We start from the raw sequence: 20,817 nt of genomic DNA, 5'->3' as shown, positions 1-20,817 counted from the left end.
TATGGATACTCTTGGCTATTTGGGTCATGGTTTCGGCGTTGCGCTGAGCCCGTACAACCTGGTGACCGCCCTGTGTGGCACCTTGATCGGCACCGTTGTTGGCCTGTTGCCGGGCCTGGGCCCGATCAACGGCGTGGCGTTGCTGATCCCGATCGCATTCGCCCTCGGGCTGCCACCGGAGTCGGCGTTGATTCTGCTGGCGGCGGTGTATCTGGGTTGCGAGTACGGCGGCCGGATCAGCTCGATCCTGCTGAACATTCCGGGCGAAGCCTCCACCGTCATGACCACCCTCGACGGTTACCCGATGGCCCGTAAAGGCCTGGCCGGTGTGGCGCTGTCGCTATCGGCGTGGAGTTCGTTCATCGGTGCGTTCATCGCCACCTGCGGCATGGTGCTGTTCGCCCCGTTGCTGGCGAAATGGGCGATTGCCTTCGGGCCGGCGGAATATTTCGTGCTGATGGTGTTCGCGATTGTCTGCCTGGGAGGCATGGCCGGTGATCGCCCATTGAAGACCTTCATCGCAGCGCTGATCGGTCTCTTTCTGTCGACCGTCGGCATCGATGCCAACAGCGGTGTGTACCGCTTTACCGGGGATAACATTCACCTGACCGACGGCATTCAGTTCGTCGTGCTGGTGCTGGGCCTGTTCTCCATCAGTGAAATTCTCCTGCTGCTGGAAAAAACCCACCACGGTCAGGAGGCAGTAAAAGCCACCGGCCGCATGATGTTCAACTTCAAGGAAGCCTCGGCGGTGTTCGCGGTGAACATTCGTTGCGGTCTGCTGGGCTTCATCATGGGCGTGTTGCCGGGTGCCGGCGCGACCCTTGCCAGCGCCGTGGCCTACATGACCGAGAAGCGCATTGCAGGTACCAAAGGCACATTCGGCCAAGGCGACATGCGCGGCCTCGCGGCACCGGAAACCGCCATCGGTGGTGCCGCGTGCGGTGCACTGGTGCCCATGCTGACACTCGGCGTTCCAGGCTCGGGCACCACCGCGGTGATGATCGGCGCGCTGTCGCTGTACAACATCACCCCGGGTCCGCTGCTGTTCCAGCAGCAACCCGACATCGTCTGGGGCCTGATCGCCTCCCTGTTCGTCGCCAACATCATGCTGGTGATCCTCAACATCCCGATGATCCGCATCTTCACCCGCATCCTCGCCGTGCCGAACTGGGCACTGGTGCCGGTGATCGCCATCATCACCGGGATCGGCGTCTACGCGGTGCACGCCACCACGTTCGACCTGTTCCTGATGATCGGCATCGGCATCTTCGGTTACATCCTGCGCAAGCTGGACTTCCCGTTGTCGCCTGTCCTGCTGGGCTTCATCCTCGGAGGCTTGATGGAGCAGAACCTGCGTCGCGCCCTGTCGATTTCCAACGGTGCGCTGGAAATCCTCTGGTCGAGCCCGATCACGTTCGGTTGCTGGGTCCTGACGGCGATCATGCTGTTGATGCCACTGCTGCGGATCTGGCGTAAACGTTCGGCTGCTCAACGCGCCATTGTCGATGTCTGATCGAACACCTTTCAAAGCCTGGTGGGGTACGCCGCTGGTCGGCGCGCTGGGCGGTTACCTGGCCAGCCTTGTCGGCTGGCCGCTGCCATGGATGGTCGGCTCGTTGCTGGCGATCATCCTGGTGCGCTGTCTGACACCGTGGCAATTGGCGGAAATCCCCGGTGGCCGCAAGTGCGGCCAATGGGTTGTCGGTATCGGCATCGGCCTGCACTTCACCCCGGTGGTGATGGAGCAGGTGCTGAGCCACTTTGGTCTGATCTTCTTCGGTGCGTTGGTCACCAGCCTCTCGGCCATCGTCGGGGTCTGGTTGATGCGGCGCACCGGTGAGGACCGCGCCACCGCGTTCTTTTCCAGCATGCCCGGCGGTTCCGGGGAGATGGTCAACCTCGGCGCGCGCAATGGCGCCGTGCTCAGTCGCGTAGCGGCCGGGCAAAGTTTGCGGGTGCTGGTAGTGGTGTTGTGTGTGCCGGCGGCGTTCAAGTATTTGCTGGGCGACGGCGCGCCCATCGTTCATCCGACGGCCGTCAACGGGTGGTGGCTGGCCCTTCTATTCCCGGCAGGCGCGTTGGCGGCCTGGCTTTGGGAACGTCTTCGTCAACCCAATCCGTGGCTGTTCGGACCGCTGCTGGTGAGCGCGGCGGTGAGCATTGGTTGGGATTTGCATATCGGCTTGCCCCATGGCGGCAGCCAGATAGGCCAATGGCTGATAGGCAGCGGCCTGGGCTGTCACTTCAACCGGCAGTTTTTCCGGCGGGCGCCTTCGTTTATGGGGCGGACCTTGATCGGAACAGTGCTGACGATGTTGATCGCCACGGCGGCAGCGCTTGGGTTGAGTGCGCTGACACATCTGGATTTGCGTTCACTGACCCTGGGCATGATGCCCGGCGGGATTGCAGAGATGAGCCTGACGGCGGAAACCCTGCAATTGTCGGTGCCGCTGGTGACAGCGATGCAGGTGATGCGGTTGTTGTTTGTATTGTTTCTGGCCGAGCCGTTGTTCAAGTATTGGAATCGGGTGCCGGAGCAGCCCTGACTCGATCCCTGTGGCGAGGGAGCTTGCTCCCGCTGGGTCGCGAAGCGGTCCTCTGCATTCTCCCAGTAAAATCAAATCTGCAGGATTTTACGACTGCTGCGCAGCCGAGCGGGAGCAAGCTCCCTCGCCACAAAAGCCCTCTGTCGTGCCTAAACCGGCGGCAACCGCCACTCAATCGGCGTCTCGCCATTCTGCTCAAGAAACTTGTTGGTCCGGCTGAAGTGCCCGCACCCGAGAAACCCGCGATAAGCGGACAGCGGTGACGGGTGCACCGACGTCAGCACCAGATGTTTGGTCGCATCGATCAGTTTCTGCTTGCTCTGGGCATGCGCGCCCCACAGCATGAACACCAGGTGCGGCTGCTGCTGGCTGACCACTTCAATGATCCGATCCGTGAAAAACTGCCAGCCCTTGTCTTTGTGCGCATTGGCGTTGGCACGCTCGACGGTCATGGTGGTATTGAGCATCAACACGCCCTGGTCAGCCCAACTCTGCAGATAGCCATGATTGGGAATGTCGATATTCAGGTCACGCTTCAGCTCTTTATAGATGTTCACCAGCGACGGCGGCGCCGGCACGCCCGGTTGCACCGAGAAGCACAAGCCATGGGCCTGGCCCGGGCCGTGATACGGGTCCTGGCCGAGGATGACGACCTTGACCTTGTCCAGCGGCGTCGAATTGAGCGCATTGAAAATCATCGGTCCAGGAGGATAGATTTCCTTGCCCGCGGCACGTTCCTGTTGCAGGAAATTGCGCAACTCTGCCATGTAGGGCTGGTCGAACTCAGCACGCAGTGCCTCCTTCCAGCCCGGTTCGAGTTTGATACGGTCGTCAGCAGTCATGGTTACATCCGGTAAAAACAATGGGGCGAACCCTAGGAAAGCCCGGCACGCTTGTCAATTGATCAGACACGGAACCGGCACTTTCCTGCATTGCGATCATACTGAACGCTCAAATTCCCGATCGAGGTCACGATGAATCTGCACTTCGAAGAACTCACCGGCACCGACGGCGCCCGCATCGGCGTCGCCAGCCTGGATGCCGAAAAGTCCCTGAACGCCCTGTCCTTGCCGATGATCAACGCCCTGCGCGATCAATTGGACATTTGGGCCAAGGAGCCGCAAATCGTCTGCGTGTTACTACGCGGCAAAGGTGCCAAGGCCTTTTGCGCCGGCGGCGAAGTGCGCAGCCTGGTGGAAGCCTGTCGCGCGCATCCCGGTGAAGTACCGCCGCTGGCCGCGCACTTTTTCGCGGCGGAATACCGACTGGACTTCAACCTGCACACCTACCCGAAGCCGTTGATCTGCTGGGGCCACGGTTATGTGCTGGGGGGTGGCATGGGCCTGCTACAGGGCGCGAGCACCCGCATCGTCACGCCGAGCAGTCGGTTGGCGATGCCGGAAATCAGCATTGGCCTGTATCCGGATGTTGGCGCCAGTTGGTTTCTGTCGCGGTTGCCCGGCAAACTCGGTTTGTTCCTTGGCCTGACCGGTGCGCACATGAATGGTCGGGATGCGATCGATCTGGACCTCGCCGACCGTTTCCTGCTCGATGAACAACAGGAAGCGCTGATCGAAGGCCTGCTGCAATTGAACTGGCAGGAACAGACGGCCATGCAGCTCAACAGTCTGCTCAAGGCCCTGCAGCAGGAAGCACTCGCGCAGATGCCCGAAGCCCAGTGGCTGCCGCGTCGTCAGCAGATCGATGAACTGCTGGACGTCAGTGACGTGCAATGCGCGTGGAAGGCCATCAGCCAACAGCGTGATAGCACTGACCTGCTACTGAGCCGTGCTGCGCGGACGATGAGTGAAGGTTCGCCGCTGACCGCTCATCTGGTGTGGGAGCAGATCATCCGCGCCCGGCATATGTCGCTGGCTCAGGTTTTCCAGATGGAATACACCTTGAGCCTCAACTGCTGCCGTCATCCGGAGTTCAGTGAAGGCGTGCGGGCGCGGTTGATCGACAAGGATCAGAAACCGCACTGGCATTGGCCAGACATCAATAATGTGCCGGATGCGGTGGTGGAGGCGCATTTTCACAAGGTTTGGGAGGGGCGTCATCCGTTGGCGGATCTTTCCGAGTACTAGAATCCGGGTCTTGCCCGCAATAGCCGTATCAAGAGTTCTATCGCGGGCGAGCCACTCGACCCGCATAAAAAAAGCGGCGCTTGATGCGCCGCTTTTTTGTTGAGGTTTCGTAGGAGGCTACCGGTGACCGCCACGCCCATCATGGCCGTCCCGTCCACCCCGGCCATCGCGTCCACCATGGCCGCCGCGATTGTCGTTGTTCCAGTTGCCACGGTTACGACCATCCCAACCGCCCCGGCCATTGCCGTCCCAACCCCGACTCTGATGAGCCCGGTAATCGCCTCGTGGCGACGGCTGGTAATAACGCGGTGCCGGTTGATAAACCCGCGGCTGGTGGTAATACCGCGGTGTTGGCTGGTAGTAGCGTGCCGGAGGTGCGTAATACCGGCGCGGGGACGTGTAGTAACCGCCATTCGAGTAGTAAGGCCCGCCACCGGAGTAATAAGGCGCGGGGGACGTGTACACCTCGGAACTGTAGTAACTGCCTCCTCCATCGGCATAGGGCACGCACGCACCGAGAGACAATCCCACTACAGCTATCAGAAGAATTCGACGGAGCATTTTTTGAAGGAGCATGGCGGCCTCCTGGACCGCGAGTGAGCCACACCAGCGACGCTGGCGAGCGACAGTCAATTATTCGGTGACTGTCGAAGGATCAGACATCGATTTCGAAATCTGGTGCGGCCTTGCAACAAGTTGAAACATCTCGCCGATGAAAGGTTTTTCATCTATTCACGTACTGATTAGTGGTGGCCACCGCGATATCCACCGCCGTAATGACGGGGCGCATGCCCGCCCCAATAGTAGTAGCGATAGCCGCCATAAAAGCGTGGGCCATAGTAGTAGCGCGGGCCGTAATAGTAGGGATACGGCGCATAGCCGGGGTAGTAGTAAGGCGTGGAATACACGTCGTAGGAGCCGGCGTAGTAATAGCAGCCGGACAGCCCGACACCGAGCACAACACTCAGCAGCAGTCGACGAAACATGATGGCCTCCTGAAAGACCCGCAGCCGATACAGGCCGGCTGACACCTGTTTTGACTGGCAACGCGGCGGCGAGTGCCGGGGCTCGCAGACCTTCGGATCAGCGGCCGGCCACGCTGCATCTCAGTGCACGGACGCACCATCACAAAGCAGCGAACCGCCCTTCCCTTCAGCCGGCCAAAGGCAATCCCTCGGCCCAGAGCGCTTCGGCCGACTTGGCACGGCTCTCGCTTTAACAAACCCGTGCAGGAGTCATCACAGGTTCGCGGCACCACAATTTGCAATGGCTGACTAGGGTTCCGGCTCGCTGACGCGAGTGGCTGGTCCGAGAGTTGGCGACCTCCAGTTGAGGTTACACGGCGGGACAAAAGCCCGGGAGACAAGCCACCGTTTACGGTGCCGCGTTGACTCCTGCCCGCCCTTGATCAACTGGAGAACCACCCATGCTCAAGCTTCGTTTACCCGCCCTCCTCGCCGCTGCGTTCGCAGCCTTCGTGAGCGTCTCGTCCCACGCTGCGCAAAAAGACCATTTCAGCGTCTGCTGGACCATTTATGCCGGCTGGATGCCTTGGGAATACGCCGGCAGCCAAGGCATCGTCGACAAATGGGCGAAGAAGTACGGCATCAAGATTGATGTGGTGCAGCTCAACGACTATGTCGAATCCATCAACCAGTACACCGCCGGCCAGTTCGACGGTTGCACCATGACCAACATGGACGCGCTAACCATTCCGGCCGCCGGTGGCGTCGACAGCACCGCGCTGATCGTCAGCGATTTCTCCAACGGCAACGACGGCATCGTGCTCAAGGGCGACGGCAAAAAAGTCAGCGACCTCAAGGGCATGGACGTCAATCTGGTGGAGCTGTCGGTTTCCCACTACCTGCTGGCCCGGGCACTGGATTCGGTGGACCTCACCGAGAAAGACCTGAAAGTGGTCAACACTTCGGACGCCGACATCTCGGCGGCCTTTAACACGGATCAAGTCAACGCTGTCACTACCTGGAACCCGATGCTTTCGGACATCAAGGCCAAACCGGGCGTGACCGAAGTCTTCAACTCCAGCCAGATCCCCGGCGAAATCATGGACATGATGGTGGTCAACAGCGCCACCCTCAAAGACAACCCGGCCCTGGGCAAAGCGCTGACCGGTGCGTGGTTCGAAGTGGTCGAGTTGATGAACGCGAAAAACGCCGCCAGCAAAGCCGCCCTCGAACACATGGCCAAGGCCTCGGGCACTGACCTGGCAGGTTTCCAAGCGCAACTCGACACCACCAAATTGTTCGCCACGCCCAAAGAAGCCTTGGCGTTTTCCACCAGCAAGCAATTGCCGGAAACGATGCGCAAGGTCGCCGAGTTTTCCTTCCAGCACGGCTTGCTCGGTGAAGGCGCCAAGGACACCAGCGCCGTCGGCATGGCCTTCGCCAATGGTGTGACCAGCGGCGACAAAGCCAACCTCAAGCTGCGCTTCGACCCGAGTTACGTGCAGATGGCCGCCGACGCCAAGCTGTAAGAAGAGGACCTGGCCATGCGCCTGATCAATCGTCACCCGGATCGTCCGAGTCGCCTGCTGTTGGTGATCCTGCCGTTCGCCCTGGTGCTGCTGGCCTACTTCATGGGCTCGGCCGAACGGCTGCTGGACAACCCCAACGACAAACTGTTGCCGAGCGCCGTGCAGATGACCGACGCGGTGAAGCGCCTGGCGTTCACCGCCGACAGCCGCACCGGTGAATACGTGCTGTGGCAAGACACCGCGTCCAGCCTGCGTCGCCTCGCCATCGGCCTCGGTATCAGCGCGCTGGCCGGGCTGTGCCTGGGCATCGCCGCCGGGACGTTGCCGCTGTTCGGCGCGCCGTTGTCACCATTGCTGACGGTGCTGTCGATGGTGCCGCCGCTGGCGATCCTGCCGATTCTGTTCATCGTGCTCGGGCTGGGGGAGTTGTCGAAAGTGATGCTGATCGTGATCGGCATCACCCCGTGTCTGGCACGGGACCTGGAACAGCGCGCCCGGGAAATTCCGGTCGAGCTGCTGATCAAGGCCCAGACCCTCGGCGCTTCAACCTGGACGTTGATGCTGCGCGTGGTGCTGCCACAACTGCTGCCGCGCCTGCTGATCTCGCTGCGGCTGATGCTCGGTTCGGCATGGTTGTTCCTGATCGCTGCCGAAGCCATCGCTTCCACCGACGGCCTCGGCTACCGGATTTTCCTGGTGCGTCGTTACCTGGCGATGGATGTGATTCTGCCGTACGTGGTGTGGATCACCCTGCTCGCCTGGCTGATGGACTGGGGCCTCAAGCGCCTGACCCAGCGCGCGTTCCCCTGGTATGAAGGAGCCCGCGCATGAGTTTCATCACGGTAAAGAATGTCTGGCAGCAATACGCCGATCAAGTGGTGCTCGAAGGCTTGAACCTGAACGTCAACGAGGGTGAGTTCTGTACCCTGGTCGGCGCATCGGGTTGTGGCAAATCCACTTTCCTTCGACTGCTACTCGGTCAGGAGCGCGCCAGTCGCGGCGAGATTTTGTTGGACGGTCAAACGCTGGCCGGAGAACCGGATTCGAGCCGTGGCGTGGTGTTCCAGCGCTATTCGGTGTTCCCGCACCTGACGGTGCTCGACAACGTCGCCCTCGGCCTCGAACTGCCACACTCACCGCTGCTTGGGCGGTTGTTCGGCAGCGCTAAAAAAGAGGCGCGGGAACAGGCCTCGGTGCTGCTGCACAAAGTGGGGCTCGGCCACTCGCTGGACAAGTACCCGGCGCAGCTCTCCGGCGGCATGCAACAACGGTTGGCCATCGCCCAGGCGCTGATCATGAAACCCCGCGTGTTGCTGCTCGACGAACCGTTCGGTGCCCTCGACCCGGGTATCCGCAAAGACATGCACGCCTTGCTCCTGGAGCTGTGGCGCGAGACGCAGCTGACGGTGTTCATGGTCACCCATGACCTGTCCGAAGGTTTCAGCCTCGGCACCCGTTTGCTGGTCTTCGACAAGGTCCGCGTCGACCCGCACGCCCCCGGCGCCTATGGCGCGCGCATCACCTACGACATCCCTTTGAACAGCGACCGCCGCGCCTCCCGCGCCGCCGTCGATGCCTTGCCGGCTGAGCTGGCAGGCACGCTTCGTATCGCTTAGAGGAATCTGCACATGACTGATTCGACCCAACTGTTCCCGCCCTTCGCCGAAGAAATGCTCCCCGGTGGCGGCCATCGTTCGTTCGTCCTGAAACGCGGCCAACTGCTGCGCCTCACCGACCTGCGCGGCGGTGCCAATGTCAGCCTGACGCTGCTCAACGCCAATGAAAAAACCGAACGACTGAACCTGCCCGACAGCCTCAAATGCCAACACACCGCCAAGCTCACCACTGGCCATTGCCTCTACTCGGACATGGGCCGCGTACTGGCAGCAATCACCGCCGACACCTGCGGTTGGAGCGACAGCCTCGGCGGCGTGCTCTGCGCTGAGGAAGTCGCGGAAAAATACGGCGCAGGCCGTTATCAGGAACTGCGCAACGGCTTCTTCCGCAACGGCACCGACAACCTCTTGGTGGAACTCGGCAAGTGGGGGTTGGGCCTGTCGGATCTGCTGATGACGCTAAACCTGTTCAGCCGCGTGAACGTGGATGGGGCCGGCCATTTCCATTTCGTCGAAGGCCACTCCAAGGCCGGCGACTACATCGAGTTGTACGCGCCGATGGACACGCTGGTGGTGCTCACCGCGCTGCAACACCCGATGGACCCGTCACCGGACTACGCGCCGAAACCCTTGAAGTTGAGCTGGATGAACGCCGACCCCAGCGTCGCCGAACACTGCCGCACCTCGCGCCCGGAAAACGAGCGCGGCTTCATCAACACCGACCGTTTGTTTGCCTGAGGATCGCTGCCATGTCACTCGCAATCGCCACCGCTCAAAAGCATCCAGAAACGGCGGTCTACCGCGCCACCATCCCCGCCGGTGAACCCTGGCTGATGGAAGTCAAGGCCGGCCAGACCCTGCGCATCCTCGATCTGGAAGGTAACCAGGCCGTCGATACCTTGTTCTACAGCGTCGCCAATCCAAAAGAACGCTACGACGTGCAACGCACCTTGCGCCGGCAAAACAGCGTCTACCTGAGCACCGGCAGCGTGCTGTATTCCAACCTCGGCAAACCGATGCTGACCATCGTCGCCGACACCTGCGGCCGCCACGACACCCTGGGCGGAGCCTGTGCGCAAGAGAGCAACACCGTGCGTTACGCGCTGGAAAAACGCTACATGCACAGCTGCCGCGACAACTACCTTCGCGCCTGCGTCCACGACGGGCGACTGGGCAAGGGCGACATCGGACCGAACATCAACTTCTTCATGAACGTGCCGGTCACGGCGGATGGCGGGCTGACGTTTGAAGACGGCATTTCAGCACCGGGCAAGTACGTGGACCTGCGGGCGGAGATGGATGTGATCGTGCTGATTTCCAATTGCCCGCAACTGAACAATCCGTGCAATGCCTACAACCCTACGCCTGCGGAGTTATTGGTATGGAACTGAAATTAGTGTGGTTGCGCAGATGGTTGTTTGCCCTGTGCCAGGCCCGTTCCAGCCAATGCCTCAAACAGCCAAAACACCACTGAAACATGTGGGAGCGAGCCTGCTCGCGATAGCGGTGTGACAGTCGACATCGATGTTGAATGTTCCGACGCCATCGCGAGCAGGCTCGCTCCCACAGGGGGCGGTGGTGTTTTTGAGTGAACGTTTTTTGCCGTCGGGGACGACCCCGGCGCCCAACGAAAAACTGCGGGACGGCCCGCATCCCCTCCGGGGTCTATGCCATGTTCGAAAAAGTCCTGATTGCCAACCGTGGCGCCATTGCCTGCCGCATCCTGCGCACCCTGCGTGAACTGCACGTCAACGGCGTCGCCGTGTACTCCGAAGCCGATGCCGCGAGCCTGCACATTCTGCACGCTGATGAAGCCCACAGCCTCGGTGAAGGCGCGGCGGCCGGCACCTATCTGGCGGTCGACAAAATCCTCGCCATCGCCAAAGCCACCGGCGCCACGGCGATCCATCCCGGCTACGGTTTCCTTTCGGAAAACGCCGCGTTCGCCGAAGCCTGCGAAGCCGCCGACATTGCTTTCATCGGCCCGACCCCAGAACAGCTGCGCGTGTTCGGCCTCAAACACACCGCACGTGCCTTGGCCAAGCAACACGGCGTGCCAATGCTCGAAGGCACCGAGCTGCTCGACAGCCTCGACGCGGCGCTGATCGCCGGTGAACAGGTGGGTTACCCGGTGATGCTCAAAAGTACCGCCGGTGGTGGTGGCATCGGCATGCGCGTGTGCCGCAGCGCCGCCGAGTTGAGCGAATCCTTTGAAGCGGTAAAACGCCTTGGGCAGAACAATTTCAGCGACGCCGGGGTGTTCATCGAGAAGTACATCCAGCGCGCTCGGCACCTGGAAGTTCAGGTGTTCGGCGACGGTCGCGGTGAAGTGATCGCTCTCGGCGTACGCGATTGCTCGGTGCAGCGCCGCAACCAGAAAGTCCTCGAAGAAACCCCGGCGCCGAACCTGCCCGATGGCATGGCCGATGAGTTGTGTGCCGCCGCGATCAAACTGGCGAAAGCGGTGAATTACCGCAGCGCCGGCACCGTGGAATTCGTCTTCGACAGCGAGGCCCGACGTTTCTATTTTCTCGAAGTGAACACCCGTTTGCAGGTGGAGCACGGCGTCACCGAACAGGTGTGGGGCGTGGACCTGGTGCGCTGGATGGTGGAACTGGCGGCCGGTGATTTACCGCCGTTGAGCGTGTTGAGCCAAGGCTTGAAAGCCGCCGGCCATGCGATTCAGGCGAGGTTGTATGCGGAAGACCCAGGTCGGGATTTTCAGCCGAGCCCCGGTTTGTTGACCGCTGTGAATTTCCCCGTCGCCGATGGCAAACAGCTGCGCATCGACACCTGGGTCGAGGCCGGCTGCGAGATTCCGCCGTACTTCGATCCGATGATTGCCAAAGTCATTTGTTGGGCGCCGACTCGCGAAGAAGCGCGGGCCGATCTGCATCAGGCGTTGGGCGACAGCCTGCTCTACGGTGTGGAAACCAACCGCGATTACCTGCGGCAGATTTTGCTCGATGCGCCCTTCGCCAGCGGTCAACCGTGGACCCGTTACCTCGAACATCTGGTCTATCAGGCCAACACGTTCGAAGTACTCAGCGCCGGTACGCAGACCAGTGTTCAGGACTATCCCGGACGCCTTGGATACTGGGCCGTGGGCGTGCCGCCGTCGGGGCCGATGGACAGTCGCGCGTTGCGCCTGGGCAACCTTTTGCTGGGTAACGACGAAGGCGCCGCTGCGCTGGAAATCACCATGAGCGGGCCGTTGCTGCGCTTCAATTGCGACGCCGTGGTGGCGGTCACCGGCGCAGTCATTCCGTTGACGTTGAACGGTGAAATCGTCGCAATGAACACAGCGCTGCTGATTCCGGCCGGGGCCACACTGAGCCTCGGGACGATTGCCGGTGCGGGCGCCCGCAGCTATCTGTGCCTGCGCGGCGGGCTGCAAGTGCCGGATTATCTGGGCAGTAAAAGCACCTTCACCCTCGGGCAGTTTGGCGGGCATGGTGGTCGGGCGTTGCGCGCGGGTGACGTATTGCATGTGCCTGCCCTGAGCGACCGAAGCGCCGGCTCGCAACTGTCTGAAATCGCTGAATTGCCTGCCGTGCGGCAGATCCGGGTGATCTACGGCCCGCATGGCGCACCGGAATACTTCACCGAAAACTACATCGGCACCTTCTTCGCGACTCAGTGGGAAGTGCATTTCAACTCCAGCCGCACCGGCGTGCGGCTGATCGGGCCGAAGCCGGAATGGGTACGTGCGGACGGTGGCGAGGCGGGGCTGCATCCGTCGAACATTCACGACAATCCGTACGCCATTGGCGCCGTGGATTTCACCGGGGATATGCCGGTGATCCTGGGGCCGGATGGTCCGAGCCTGGGCGGGTTTGTGTGCCCGGTGACGGTGATCGAGGCGGATCTCTGGCAGCTTGGGCAACTCAAGGCTGGCGACAAAGTCCAGTTCTTCCCCGTCGATCTCCAGACCGCCCGCACTCTCGCCCTGAAATGGAATCCCCCCTGTGGGAGCGAGCCTGCTCGCGATGAGGGCAGTGCATTCAGCATCAATGAGACTGACACACCGCTATCGCGAGCAGGCTCGCTCCCACAGGGGATTGTGTCGCCTGTGGTTTTGGATTTGGGTCAGGGAGATACGCGGTTGGTTGCACGCCTTTCGGGCGATACGCATTTGCTTCTGGAGATTGGTGCACCGGAACTGGACCTTGTTCTGCGCTTCCGCGCCCACGCCCTGATGCAAGCCCTGGAAAGCAAACACCTGCACGGTGTCATCGACCTCACACCCGGCATCCGCTCGCTGCAAGTGCACTACCAACCCGAGCAACTGTCGCTGACCGATCTGCTCGGTATCGTCGCCGGTGAATGGGACGCGGTGTGCGCCGCCAAGGACCTGCAAGTCCCTTCGCGCATCGTTCATTTGCCACTGTCCTGGGACGACCCGGCCTGCCAATTGGCGATCGATAAATACATGACTACCGTGCGCAAGGACGCGCCATGGTGTCCGAGCAATCTGGAGTTCATCCGCCGCATCAACGACCTGCCGAACCTCGACGAAGTACAGCGCACCGTGTTCGACGCCAGTTACCTGGTGATGGGCCTGGGTGACGTGTACCTCGGCGCACCGGTCGCCACCCCGCTCGATCCGCGCCATCGCCTGGTAACCACCAAATACAACCCGGCGCGCACCTGGACCGCGGAAAACTCGGTGGGCATCGGTGGCGCCTACATGTGCGTTTACGGCATGGAAGGCCCCGGCGGTTATCAGTTCGTCGGGCGCACCTTGCAGATGTGGAACCGCTACCGGGAGGTCGCCGCGTTCGATGGCAAACCGTGGCTGCTGCGCTTCTTCGACCAGATCCGCTTCTACCCGGTGAGCGCCGATGAACTGCTGCGCATCCGCCGGGATTTCCCCCTCGGGCGTTTCGATCTGAACATCGAGCACAGCCAGTTGAACCTCGCGGACTATCAGGCGTTTCTGGTGAAAGAAGCCGAGACCATTGCCGCGTTTCGCGAGCAGCAACAAGGCGCGTTCAACGCCGAACGCGAGCGCTGGATCGCCAGCGGCCAGGCGCATTTCGACAGTGAAGAAGCGGTCTCGGAGACGACCGAAGATTCAGCGCTGGCCAGCGGCGAAATGAGCGTCGACAGCCACATCGCCGGCAACCTCTGGCAGGTTCAGGTGCAGACCGGCAGCCGCGTGGCCGTCGGTGATGTCCTGGTGATTCTGGAGTCAATGAAGATGGAAATTCCGCTACTCGCGCCCATGGCCGGCGTGGTGCGCGAGATCCGCGTGCAACCGGGTTCGGCGGTGCGCGCCGGACAGCGCGTCGTGGTGCTGGAACTCGACTGAACCCATTTGAAAAAGGATTAACGCCATGACTATCAATCTACAACTCGACGCCCTGCGCAGTGCTTATCGCGTCGGCAACATCACGCCTCGTCAATTGCTGCTGAACCTGCGCGACAGAGCCGCGGCGCTGAACCCGGACTATCACCTGTTCATCCACTTGCTCAGTGTTGAAGAACTGGAACCGTACCTCGCCGCGCTCGACGGTCGGGACATCGACAGCCTGCCCTTGTATGGCGTGCCGTTCGCGATCAAGGACAACATCGATCTGGCGGGCATTCCGACCACGGCAGCGTGCCCGGCGTTTGCCTATGTGCCGCAGCAGTCGGCGACCATCGTCGAGCAGTTGCTGGCGCTGGGGGCGATCCCGCTGGGCAAGACCAATCTTGATCAGTTCGCCACTGGCCTCAATGGCAGTCGCTCACCGTATGGCGCCTGCCCGAACAGCGTGTTGCCGGAGTATCCGTCGGGCGGTTCCAGCGCCGGCTCTTCGCTGGCGGTGGCGCTGGGGGTGGCGAGTTTTTCGTTGGGCACGGACACCGCAGGTTCCGGGCGCGTGCCGGCGGCACTGAACAATCTGGTGGGGATGAAAGCCACCAAAGGGCTGATCTCCACGGCGGGGGTGGTGCCGGCGTGTCGCACGCTCGATTGCGTCACGACGTTTACCGCGACGGCGCGGGAAGCGAGCCAGTTGCTGGCGCTCACCGCACACCTTGATCCGCGGGACGAATACAGCCGCAGGAATCCGCTGTGGAATGACGGCTCGGCGTTTGGCACTCCGCGTCCCTTCCGCTTTGGTGTGCCACGTGCGCAGGACCTGGAGTTCTTCGGTTGCCCGCAAGGCCCGCTGTTGTTTGGAGACGCCGTCGATCAGCTCAAAGGGTTGGGCGGTGAAGCGGTGGAACTGGATATGTCGCCGTTTCTCGAAGCCGCGCGTTTGCTTTACGAAGGCCCGTGGGTGGCGGAGCGCTACAGCGTTGCCGGTGAGTTGATGGAGCAGAACCCGCAAGCGGTGTTGCCGGTGATTCGTGCCGTGCTGGCCAAGGCGCCAGCGGTGAGCGGCGTGCAAACGTTCCGTGCGCAGTATCGGCTGCAAGCCTTGAAAGCCCTGTGCGACAAGGCGCTGGAAGGACTGGATTGCGTGGTCACCCCGACCATTGGCCGCCCGGTGACATTGGCGGAACTTGAAGCTGAGCCGGTGCTGCGCAATTCTGAACTGGGTTACTACACCAACTTCATGAACCTGCTTGATTACGCCGCCGTCGCCGTGCCGAGCGGGTTCATGGGCAATGGTTTGCCGTGGGGTGTGACGCTGTTTGGCCGGGCGTTTACCGACCAGTATCTGTTGAGCGTGGCGGATGCGTTTCAGCGTCGTTCGCAGGCGCCTGCCGCTTCGGCAGTCGCCCGTAATGACCGCGCTCGGTTGGTGGTGTGCGGTGCGCATCTGGATGGATTGGCACTGAACTGGCAACTGAAGCGGCGCGGCGCGACGTTGGTCGAGTCGACGTTCAGCTCACCGGACTATCAGCTCTACGCGTTGGCCGGTGGTCCGCCGTTTCGTCCGGGGATGGTTCGGGTGAAGGACGGCGGCGTGGCGATTGCGGTGGAGGTCTGGGAGTTGCCGAGCAGTGAACTGGGTTCGTTCCTGACCGGGATTCCGGCGCCGCTGGGGTTGGGCAAGGTGCAACTGGCGGATGGGCGTTGGGAGAGCGGGTTTATCTGTGAGGCATATGGATTGGAAGGTGCGGTGAATATCAGTCATCTGGGTGGATGGCGGGCGTATCTGACAGATCGGGGTTGATCTCACGATTCGCGGGCAAGCCCGCTCCCGCAGGTTTTGCGCAGTCCTTGTGGGAGCGGGCTTGCCCGCGATGGCGTCCGCACAGACGCTATCGCACCTGATCCCGACCGATTCACCCCACAAATCCCGCAGTTATTTCCCCGCAGTCCCACTAGAATGCTCCCCAACGGGTCACTGCCAACGGAATCGTCATGCCGCTTCACTCGCCGCTGTATTCGCAACGTTCGCTGGTCCTCACGCTGATCGCGCTGCTGGGCGCGGGGTTTCTCGCCACGTCATTCCTGAGCTACTACGCCTCGCGCGCCTCGATCCGCGACAACATCGTCAACACCGAGCTGCCGCTGACGTCGGACACGGTCTATTCGGAAATCCAGAAAGACCTCGTCAGACCGATCCTGATTTCCTCGATGATGTCCCGCGATACCTTCATGCGCGACTGGGTGGTCAACGGCGAAAACGACCCCGACCAGATGACCCGCTACCTCAACGAGGTCATGACCCACTACGGCGCCTACACCGCATTTTTCGTCTCCAACGGCACGCTCACCTACTACCACGCCAAAGGCGTGCTCAAGCAGGTCAAGGCCAATGAACCGCGCGACGCCTGGTATTTCCGCGTGCGTGACATGGCCGATCCCTACGAGATCAACGTCGACCCGGATCTTGCCAACAAGGACAACCTGACCTTCTTCATCAACTACAAGGTCTACGACTACAACAACCGTTTCATCGGTGCGGCGGGCGTCGGCCTGACGGTGGATGCGGTGATCAAGCTGATCGACAAGTATCAACAGCGCTATCAACGCAGTGTGTATTTCGTCGACAGCTTCGGTCGACTGGTGCTCACCGGCGCCGAGGGTGGCCCCCAGGGTGCGCATATCGGGCAAAAACTCAGCGAACTCGAGAGCATGACGGGCCTGGTTAGCCAGTTGCCCAAGCCCCACAGCGGCAGCTACGAATATTCCGTCCAGGGCCAGGGGCATTTCCTCAACGTGCGGTTCATTCCGGAGCTGAACTGGTACCTGTTCGTCGACAAGCGCGAAGACGGCGCCCTGAGTGAAATCCGTCAGTCGCTGTACCTCAACCTGCTGATCTGCCTGCTCGTCACGCTGATCGTGCTGATGCTGCTCAACCGGGTGATCAAACGCTATCAGGGCAAGATCCAGGCGCAGGCGACGCTCGACAGCCTCACCGAACTGCCGAACCGTCGCGGCTTCGACCTGCTGGCCGCGCAAGCCATGCACGAAGCCCAACGCGAACCGAAACCGCTGACCGCGTTGCTGCTGGACCTGGACCACTTCAAGGCCTTGAACGACACCTACGGTCACCTCGCCGGCGATCAGGTGCTGATCGGCTTCGCACGGGACCTGGAGAGTTGCCTGCGCCATTCCGACATTGTTTGTCGCTGGGGCGGTGAAGAGTTCATCGTGTTGCTCAAGGACACGGACGGTGAGACCGGTCTGAAGATCGCCGAGAAAATTCGCCAACATGTCGAGGAACAGCGTTATGCCTACAACGATCAGGCCTTGCACTTGACCGTGAGCATCGGCTTGACCACTTTGCAACCGGATGACACCTTGCACACCCTGCTCTCTCGGGCCGATCATGCGATGTATCGGGCCAAGCAATCCGGCCGTAACCGTACCTGCGCGGAAATGCCTCACACCAGTTATGCATAGTCCTACATGAACAAGCCTGAAATCTGCCCCGCTTGCGGCGCCTCCAATGCCTGCACCCTGGCCGACCCGCGAACCGCCGATCGGCCCTGCTGGTGCTACAGCGTCAGCATCGACCCGGCGGTACTCGAAGCGCTGCCCGCCGAGCTGCGCGACCAATCCTGCCTGTGCCCACGCTGCGCGCAGGTCGAGTCGCAGTTGTAAGCAGCGGCCCGGCGGATCGCGTAAGATGCGCGGCCCTTTTCCTGCCGATCTCAATTCATGCGCGTTGACCGCTTCCTCAGCAACCTGCCCCGCTTCAACCGTCAGCAGGTTCGCCTGTTGCTGGTGGAAAAGCGCGTGCGGGTTGACGGAAAAGTCGTCAGCGACCCGCATGCCGAGGTGCTGGAATTCAGCCGTGTCGAGGTCGATGAAGAAGTTCTGCAAGTCGGCAAACCCGCCCGCTACTTCATGCTGCACAAACCGCCCGGATGCGTCAGCGCCACCCGCGACACGGAACACCCGACCGTCCTCGATCTGATCCACGAACCGGACAAGCAAGACCTGCACATCGCCGGCCGCCTCGACTTCAACACCACCGGTCTGATGCTGATCACCAACGACGGCAGCTGGTCGCGACGCCTGACTCAACCGCAGACCAAACTGCCCAAGGTCTATTACGTCGAGACGGAACAGGAGATCGGCCCGGAATACGCACTGAAATTCACAGAAGGCCTGTACTTCGCCTTTGAAGACCTCACTACCCAACCGGCCGAGCTGATCGTGCTCGGGCCGACATCGGCACGACTGAGCATCGTCGAAGGCCGTTATCACCAGGTGAAGCGGATGTTCGGCCACTTCGACAACAAAGTGCTGCGCCTGCACCGCGAACGCATGGGCCCGCTGGTGCTCGATAACGCGCTAAAACCGGGCGAATACCGCGCGTTGCGCACCGAAGAGATCCATTTGATCTAAGCAGCCTACCGCTCAGCAGAAGTTGTCGAACAATTTACCAATGGCACTTGCGCGAACCCCTCTCCCCTGCTTGAATCAGGTCGTCAGCCGAAATGTGACTGACGAGTCACAACATACTTCTAAGAAACTTTTTGTCGGTTAGAGAACCCTCAGGTTCCGCCTCAGACCGGCAGACTGCCCGCCAATAACAATACCCGTCGACCGGACTGCAATGGATCGACATGGGCCTCCAAAATTCCAGGCGTATGCCTACCTGTCACAAAGCTCGTGCAATCTCATTTGCGCGCATACCCGCTTGCCAGGAGTCTTATGACATGAGGCCAGAAATCGCTGTGCTGGATATACAGGGTCAGTATCGGGTTTACACGGAGTTCTATCGCGCAGACGCCGCAGAGAAGACCATTATCTTGGTCAACGGCTCGATGGCCACGACTGCGTCGTTTGCACAAACCGTGAAAAACCTGCACCCGCAGTTCAATGTGGTCTGCTACGACCAGCCCTACGCGGGCAAGTCAAAAGCCCACAACCTGCATGAGAAATTGCTGACCAAGGAAGTCGAAGGGCAGATCCTCCTGGAGCTGATCGACCACTTCGCCGCCGAACACGTGCTGTCGTTTTCCTGGGGCGGCGCCGCGACCCTGGTCGCCCTCGCCCAACGGCCACGGCGCATCGAAAAAGCCGTGATCAGCTCGTTCTCCCCGGAGATCAACGCGCACATGCTCGACTACCTCGAGCGCGGTGTTGACTACCTCGGCAGCCGTGACGGCGACCGGGTCGGCAACCTGGTGAACAGCACCATCGGCAAACACCTGCCGACCCTGTTCAAGCGCTTCAACTACCGGCACGTCAGCAGCCTGGCCGATCATGAATACGGGCAGATGCACTTCCACATCAGCGACCTGCTGCACAGCGACCGCCAATGCTTCTTCAAAGCCGCTGAGCAAATCAACGTGCCAGTGCTGTTCATGAACGGCGAATGGGACGAATACACCGCCGCCGATGGTGCCCGGTTGTTCGCCGACCACGTGAAACAAGCCACCTTCACGACGCTGGATGCGACGGGCCACTTTCTCGACATGGAACACAAAGCCGCCTGCCGAGACAGTCGCAACGCATTGCTGGGTTTCCTGAAACCTGAGCAACAGGCAAGCCGACCGCGTTACCACTACGTCCAGGACCACCATGCATTCGCAATCTGAAACAGCGTCATCGCGAGCAAGCTTCGCCCTATAGCGTTAAACGCATTCCTGTAGGCGCGAGGCTTGCCCGCGAACGACCGTCACCCGGTCCGATGTCTTGATTCACCTGCGCTAAAGCCATCCCGCGCAAAGAAAAACTTCATTTCCACGCGCACATCTGGTACAAAGTCAGCCGCTCTGAGCGGGTGTCGTATAATGGCATTACTCCAGCTTCCCAAGCTGATAACGAGGGTTCGATTCCCTTCACCCGCTCCACTATTTTCAAGGGCTCCAGACGTGTCAGTTTGAGCCTTAGCGTGTTTGGTGACAGTTCCGGTGACAGTTTGCGTGTAAGCGAGCTGTTGCATGAGCGAGAACCTGCCGCCGCCCTCCCTCTATAGCCAGTCCCGTTTTTATGTTGACCCACGGGAAACAGGTATTTTTGGTAAGTTTTTCCTCCCCCCTTCTGAAAGCCAAAGAACACAAGGCTTGTAGACGATTTGATTAGGTAAGTTTTAAGTAATATCTAGAAATAACATTACCTTTCATCATGGTCAGAAAACGAAAATAAAATATCTATATAAATCATATAGTTATTAAAAAATTACTCCCCTTCTTACTCCAAAAAGCCAGTACCAAGTAAGTGCTCAAAACCGCATCGCGTGCGGGCTGTAACTGCTTTCTAACCACCACATACCTAAATTACTTGTTTCCCTTGGGTCACCTGAAAAAAGACCTCTGGAGAAGCGCTCTCCGACACCTCAAAAAGAGGGTATGCGTGCAGGGATCTGTAGGTTTTTATCAGCCCCCTATTCGCGCAGGAGAGGCCCATCGGGCGCTGTCGCTGGTGGGTTGCAGGTGTGTAGAAATTAAGACCGATTTAGCCCGCAGGCGTGGCGGGGGGACGACGGCGCGCGCCAGGTGAAGACCCACCCTGCCCGACCGGTCGCGCCCCAAAAGGGTGCGTGCCGACCTAACCTTCCCGGGACTCGTCGTGACGGCACCGCTGGCCGATCGCATCACTCTTTCGCGACGTCAAAGCCCCGTGTTTACTGGCCCACAGGGCTTTGATCGATGGACGGGACAAGGACTAAATGATATGTTGGACTGGGTTATTTTCGTCCGCCCGGCGATGCATCTTCGTTGTGCCA

The 20,817-nt window shown here is 60.7% G+C and carries 17 protein-coding genes, 1 tRNA gene and 1 riboswitch; of the genes, 15 read left to right on the top strand and 3 right to left on the bottom strand.

Translation table 11 applies throughout. The features are described 5' to 3' along the window. The first annotated feature begins 1 nt into the window (after position 1). Positions 2-1,516 (top strand): tripartite tricarboxylate transporter permease, encoded by a 1,515-nt coding sequence (locus tag B723_RS12640; protein WP_017336957.1) that lies wholly within the window; start codon positions 2-4, stop codon positions 1,514-1,516. Beyond that, on the top strand, positions 1,509-2,549 hold the full coding sequence (locus B723_RS12635; RefSeq protein ID WP_017336956.1) for an AbrB family transcriptional regulator: 1,041 nt from the start codon (positions 1,509-1,511) through the stop codon (positions 2,547-2,549). The genes B723_RS12640 and B723_RS12635 overlap by 8 nt, the downstream gene beginning before the upstream one ends. Before the next feature lie 149 nt (positions 2,550-2,698). Here B723_RS12635 and ung read toward each other — a convergent pair whose 3' ends face one another. Then, complete coding sequence (ung, locus tag B723_RS12630; RefSeq protein WP_010462292.1) at positions 2,699-3,391, bottom strand: uracil-DNA glycosylase; 693 nt, start codon at positions 3,389-3,391, stop codon at positions 2,699-2,701. A 132-nt stretch (positions 3,392-3,523) separates the two neighbouring features. Here ung and B723_RS12625 point away from each other — a divergent pair, with 132 nt between their 5' ends. Next, positions 3,524-4,636 carry an enoyl-CoA hydratase/isomerase family protein gene (locus tag B723_RS12625; RefSeq protein WP_017336955.1) on the top strand — a complete coding sequence of 371 codons (1,113 nt, stop codon included), beginning with the start codon at positions 3,524-3,526 and terminating at the stop codon, positions 4,634-4,636. A gap of 117 nt (positions 4,637-4,753) precedes the next feature. Here B723_RS12625 and B723_RS32180 read toward each other — a convergent pair whose 3' ends face one another. Both B723_RS32180 and B723_RS12615 read right to left on the bottom strand, forming a co-directional pair. Continuing rightward, complete coding sequence (locus B723_RS32180) at positions 4,754-5,212, bottom strand: hypothetical protein (RefSeq protein WP_017336954.1); 459 nt, start codon at positions 5,210-5,212, stop codon at positions 4,754-4,756. A gap of 167 nt (positions 5,213-5,379) precedes the next feature. Further along, complete coding sequence (locus B723_RS12615; protein ID WP_017336953.1) at positions 5,380-5,622, bottom strand: hypothetical protein; 243 nt, start codon at positions 5,620-5,622, stop codon at positions 5,380-5,382. Positions 5,623-5,899: 277 nt separating this feature from the next. Then, positions 5,900-6,000, top strand: a riboswitch (guanidine-I (ykkC/yxkD leader). 62 nt (positions 6,001-6,062) lie between these two features. Here B723_RS12615 and B723_RS12610 point away from each other — a divergent pair. From B723_RS12610 to B723_RS12555, 12 genes are all read left to right on the top strand, one after another. Continuing rightward, the gene (locus B723_RS12610; protein WP_017336952.1) at positions 6,063-7,130 is read left to right on the top strand and encodes a putative urea ABC transporter substrate-binding protein; all 1,068 of its coding nucleotides are present in this window, start codon (positions 6,063-6,065) and stop codon (positions 7,128-7,130) included. A 15-nt stretch (positions 7,131-7,145) separates the two neighbouring features. Then, positions 7,146-7,961, top strand: coding sequence for an ABC transporter permease (locus B723_RS12605; protein ID WP_017336951.1), 816 nt, complete (start codon positions 7,146-7,148; stop codon positions 7,959-7,961). Beyond that, entirely contained in the window at positions 7,958-8,746 is a 789-nt protein-coding gene (locus B723_RS12600) for an ABC transporter ATP-binding protein (RefSeq protein ID WP_017336950.1), read from the top strand. The genes B723_RS12605 and B723_RS12600 overlap by 4 nt, the downstream gene beginning before the upstream one ends. A 12-nt stretch (positions 8,747-8,758) precedes the next feature. Continuing rightward, a complete protein-coding gene (locus B723_RS12595) occupies positions 8,759-9,484 on the top strand; it encodes an urea amidolyase associated protein UAAP1 (RefSeq protein ID WP_017336949.1) in 726 nt (241 codons plus the stop codon). An 11-nt stretch (positions 9,485-9,495) separates the two neighbouring features. Continuing rightward, positions 9,496-10,137, top strand: a complete 642-nt coding sequence (locus tag B723_RS12590; RefSeq protein ID WP_017336948.1) for an urea amidolyase associated protein UAAP2 — start codon at positions 9,496-9,498, stop codon at positions 10,135-10,137. A 281-nt stretch (positions 10,138-10,418) separates the two neighbouring features. Continuing rightward, positions 10,419-14,060, top strand: coding sequence for an urea carboxylase (gene uca / locus B723_RS12585; RefSeq protein ID WP_017336947.1), 3,642 nt, complete (start codon positions 10,419-10,421; stop codon positions 14,058-14,060). Positions 14,061-14,085: 25 nt separating this feature from the next. After that, the gene (atzF, locus tag B723_RS12580; RefSeq protein WP_017336946.1) at positions 14,086-15,858 is read left to right on the top strand and encodes an allophanate hydrolase; all 1,773 of its coding nucleotides are present in this window, start codon (positions 14,086-14,088) and stop codon (positions 15,856-15,858) included. A gap of 191 nt (positions 15,859-16,049) precedes the next feature. Then, on the top strand, positions 16,050-17,537 hold the full coding sequence (locus tag B723_RS12575; protein ID WP_017336945.1) for a sensor domain-containing diguanylate cyclase: 1,488 nt from the start codon (positions 16,050-16,052) through the stop codon (positions 17,535-17,537). Between the two features lie 6 nt (positions 17,538-17,543). Further along, entirely contained in the window at positions 17,544-17,738 is a 195-nt protein-coding gene (locus B723_RS12570) for a cysteine-rich CWC family protein (RefSeq protein WP_017336944.1), read from the top strand. A gap of 57 nt (positions 17,739-17,795) precedes the next feature. Continuing rightward, a complete protein-coding gene (locus tag B723_RS12565) occupies positions 17,796-18,488 on the top strand; it encodes a pseudouridine synthase (RefSeq protein WP_017336943.1) in 693 nt (230 codons plus the stop codon). 314 nt (positions 18,489-18,802) lie between these two features. After that, on the top strand, positions 18,803-19,687 hold the full coding sequence (locus tag B723_RS12560) for an alpha/beta fold hydrolase (RefSeq protein WP_017336942.1): 885 nt from the start codon (positions 18,803-18,805) through the stop codon (positions 19,685-19,687). Between the two features lie 181 nt (positions 19,688-19,868). Next, positions 19,869-19,942 (top strand) — tRNA-Gly (locus B723_RS12555). The last annotated feature ends 875 nt before the right edge of the window (positions 19,943-20,817 follow it).

The sequence above is a fragment of the Pseudomonas fluorescens NCIMB 11764 genome, from assembly GCF_000293885.2.
In the GTDB taxonomy this organism is placed as follows: domain Bacteria; phylum Pseudomonadota; class Gammaproteobacteria; order Pseudomonadales; family Pseudomonadaceae; genus Aquipseudomonas; species Aquipseudomonas fluorescens_B.
Note: the sequence above shows the minus strand (reverse complement) of the source record. Positions and strands in the feature narration are given on the sequence as shown.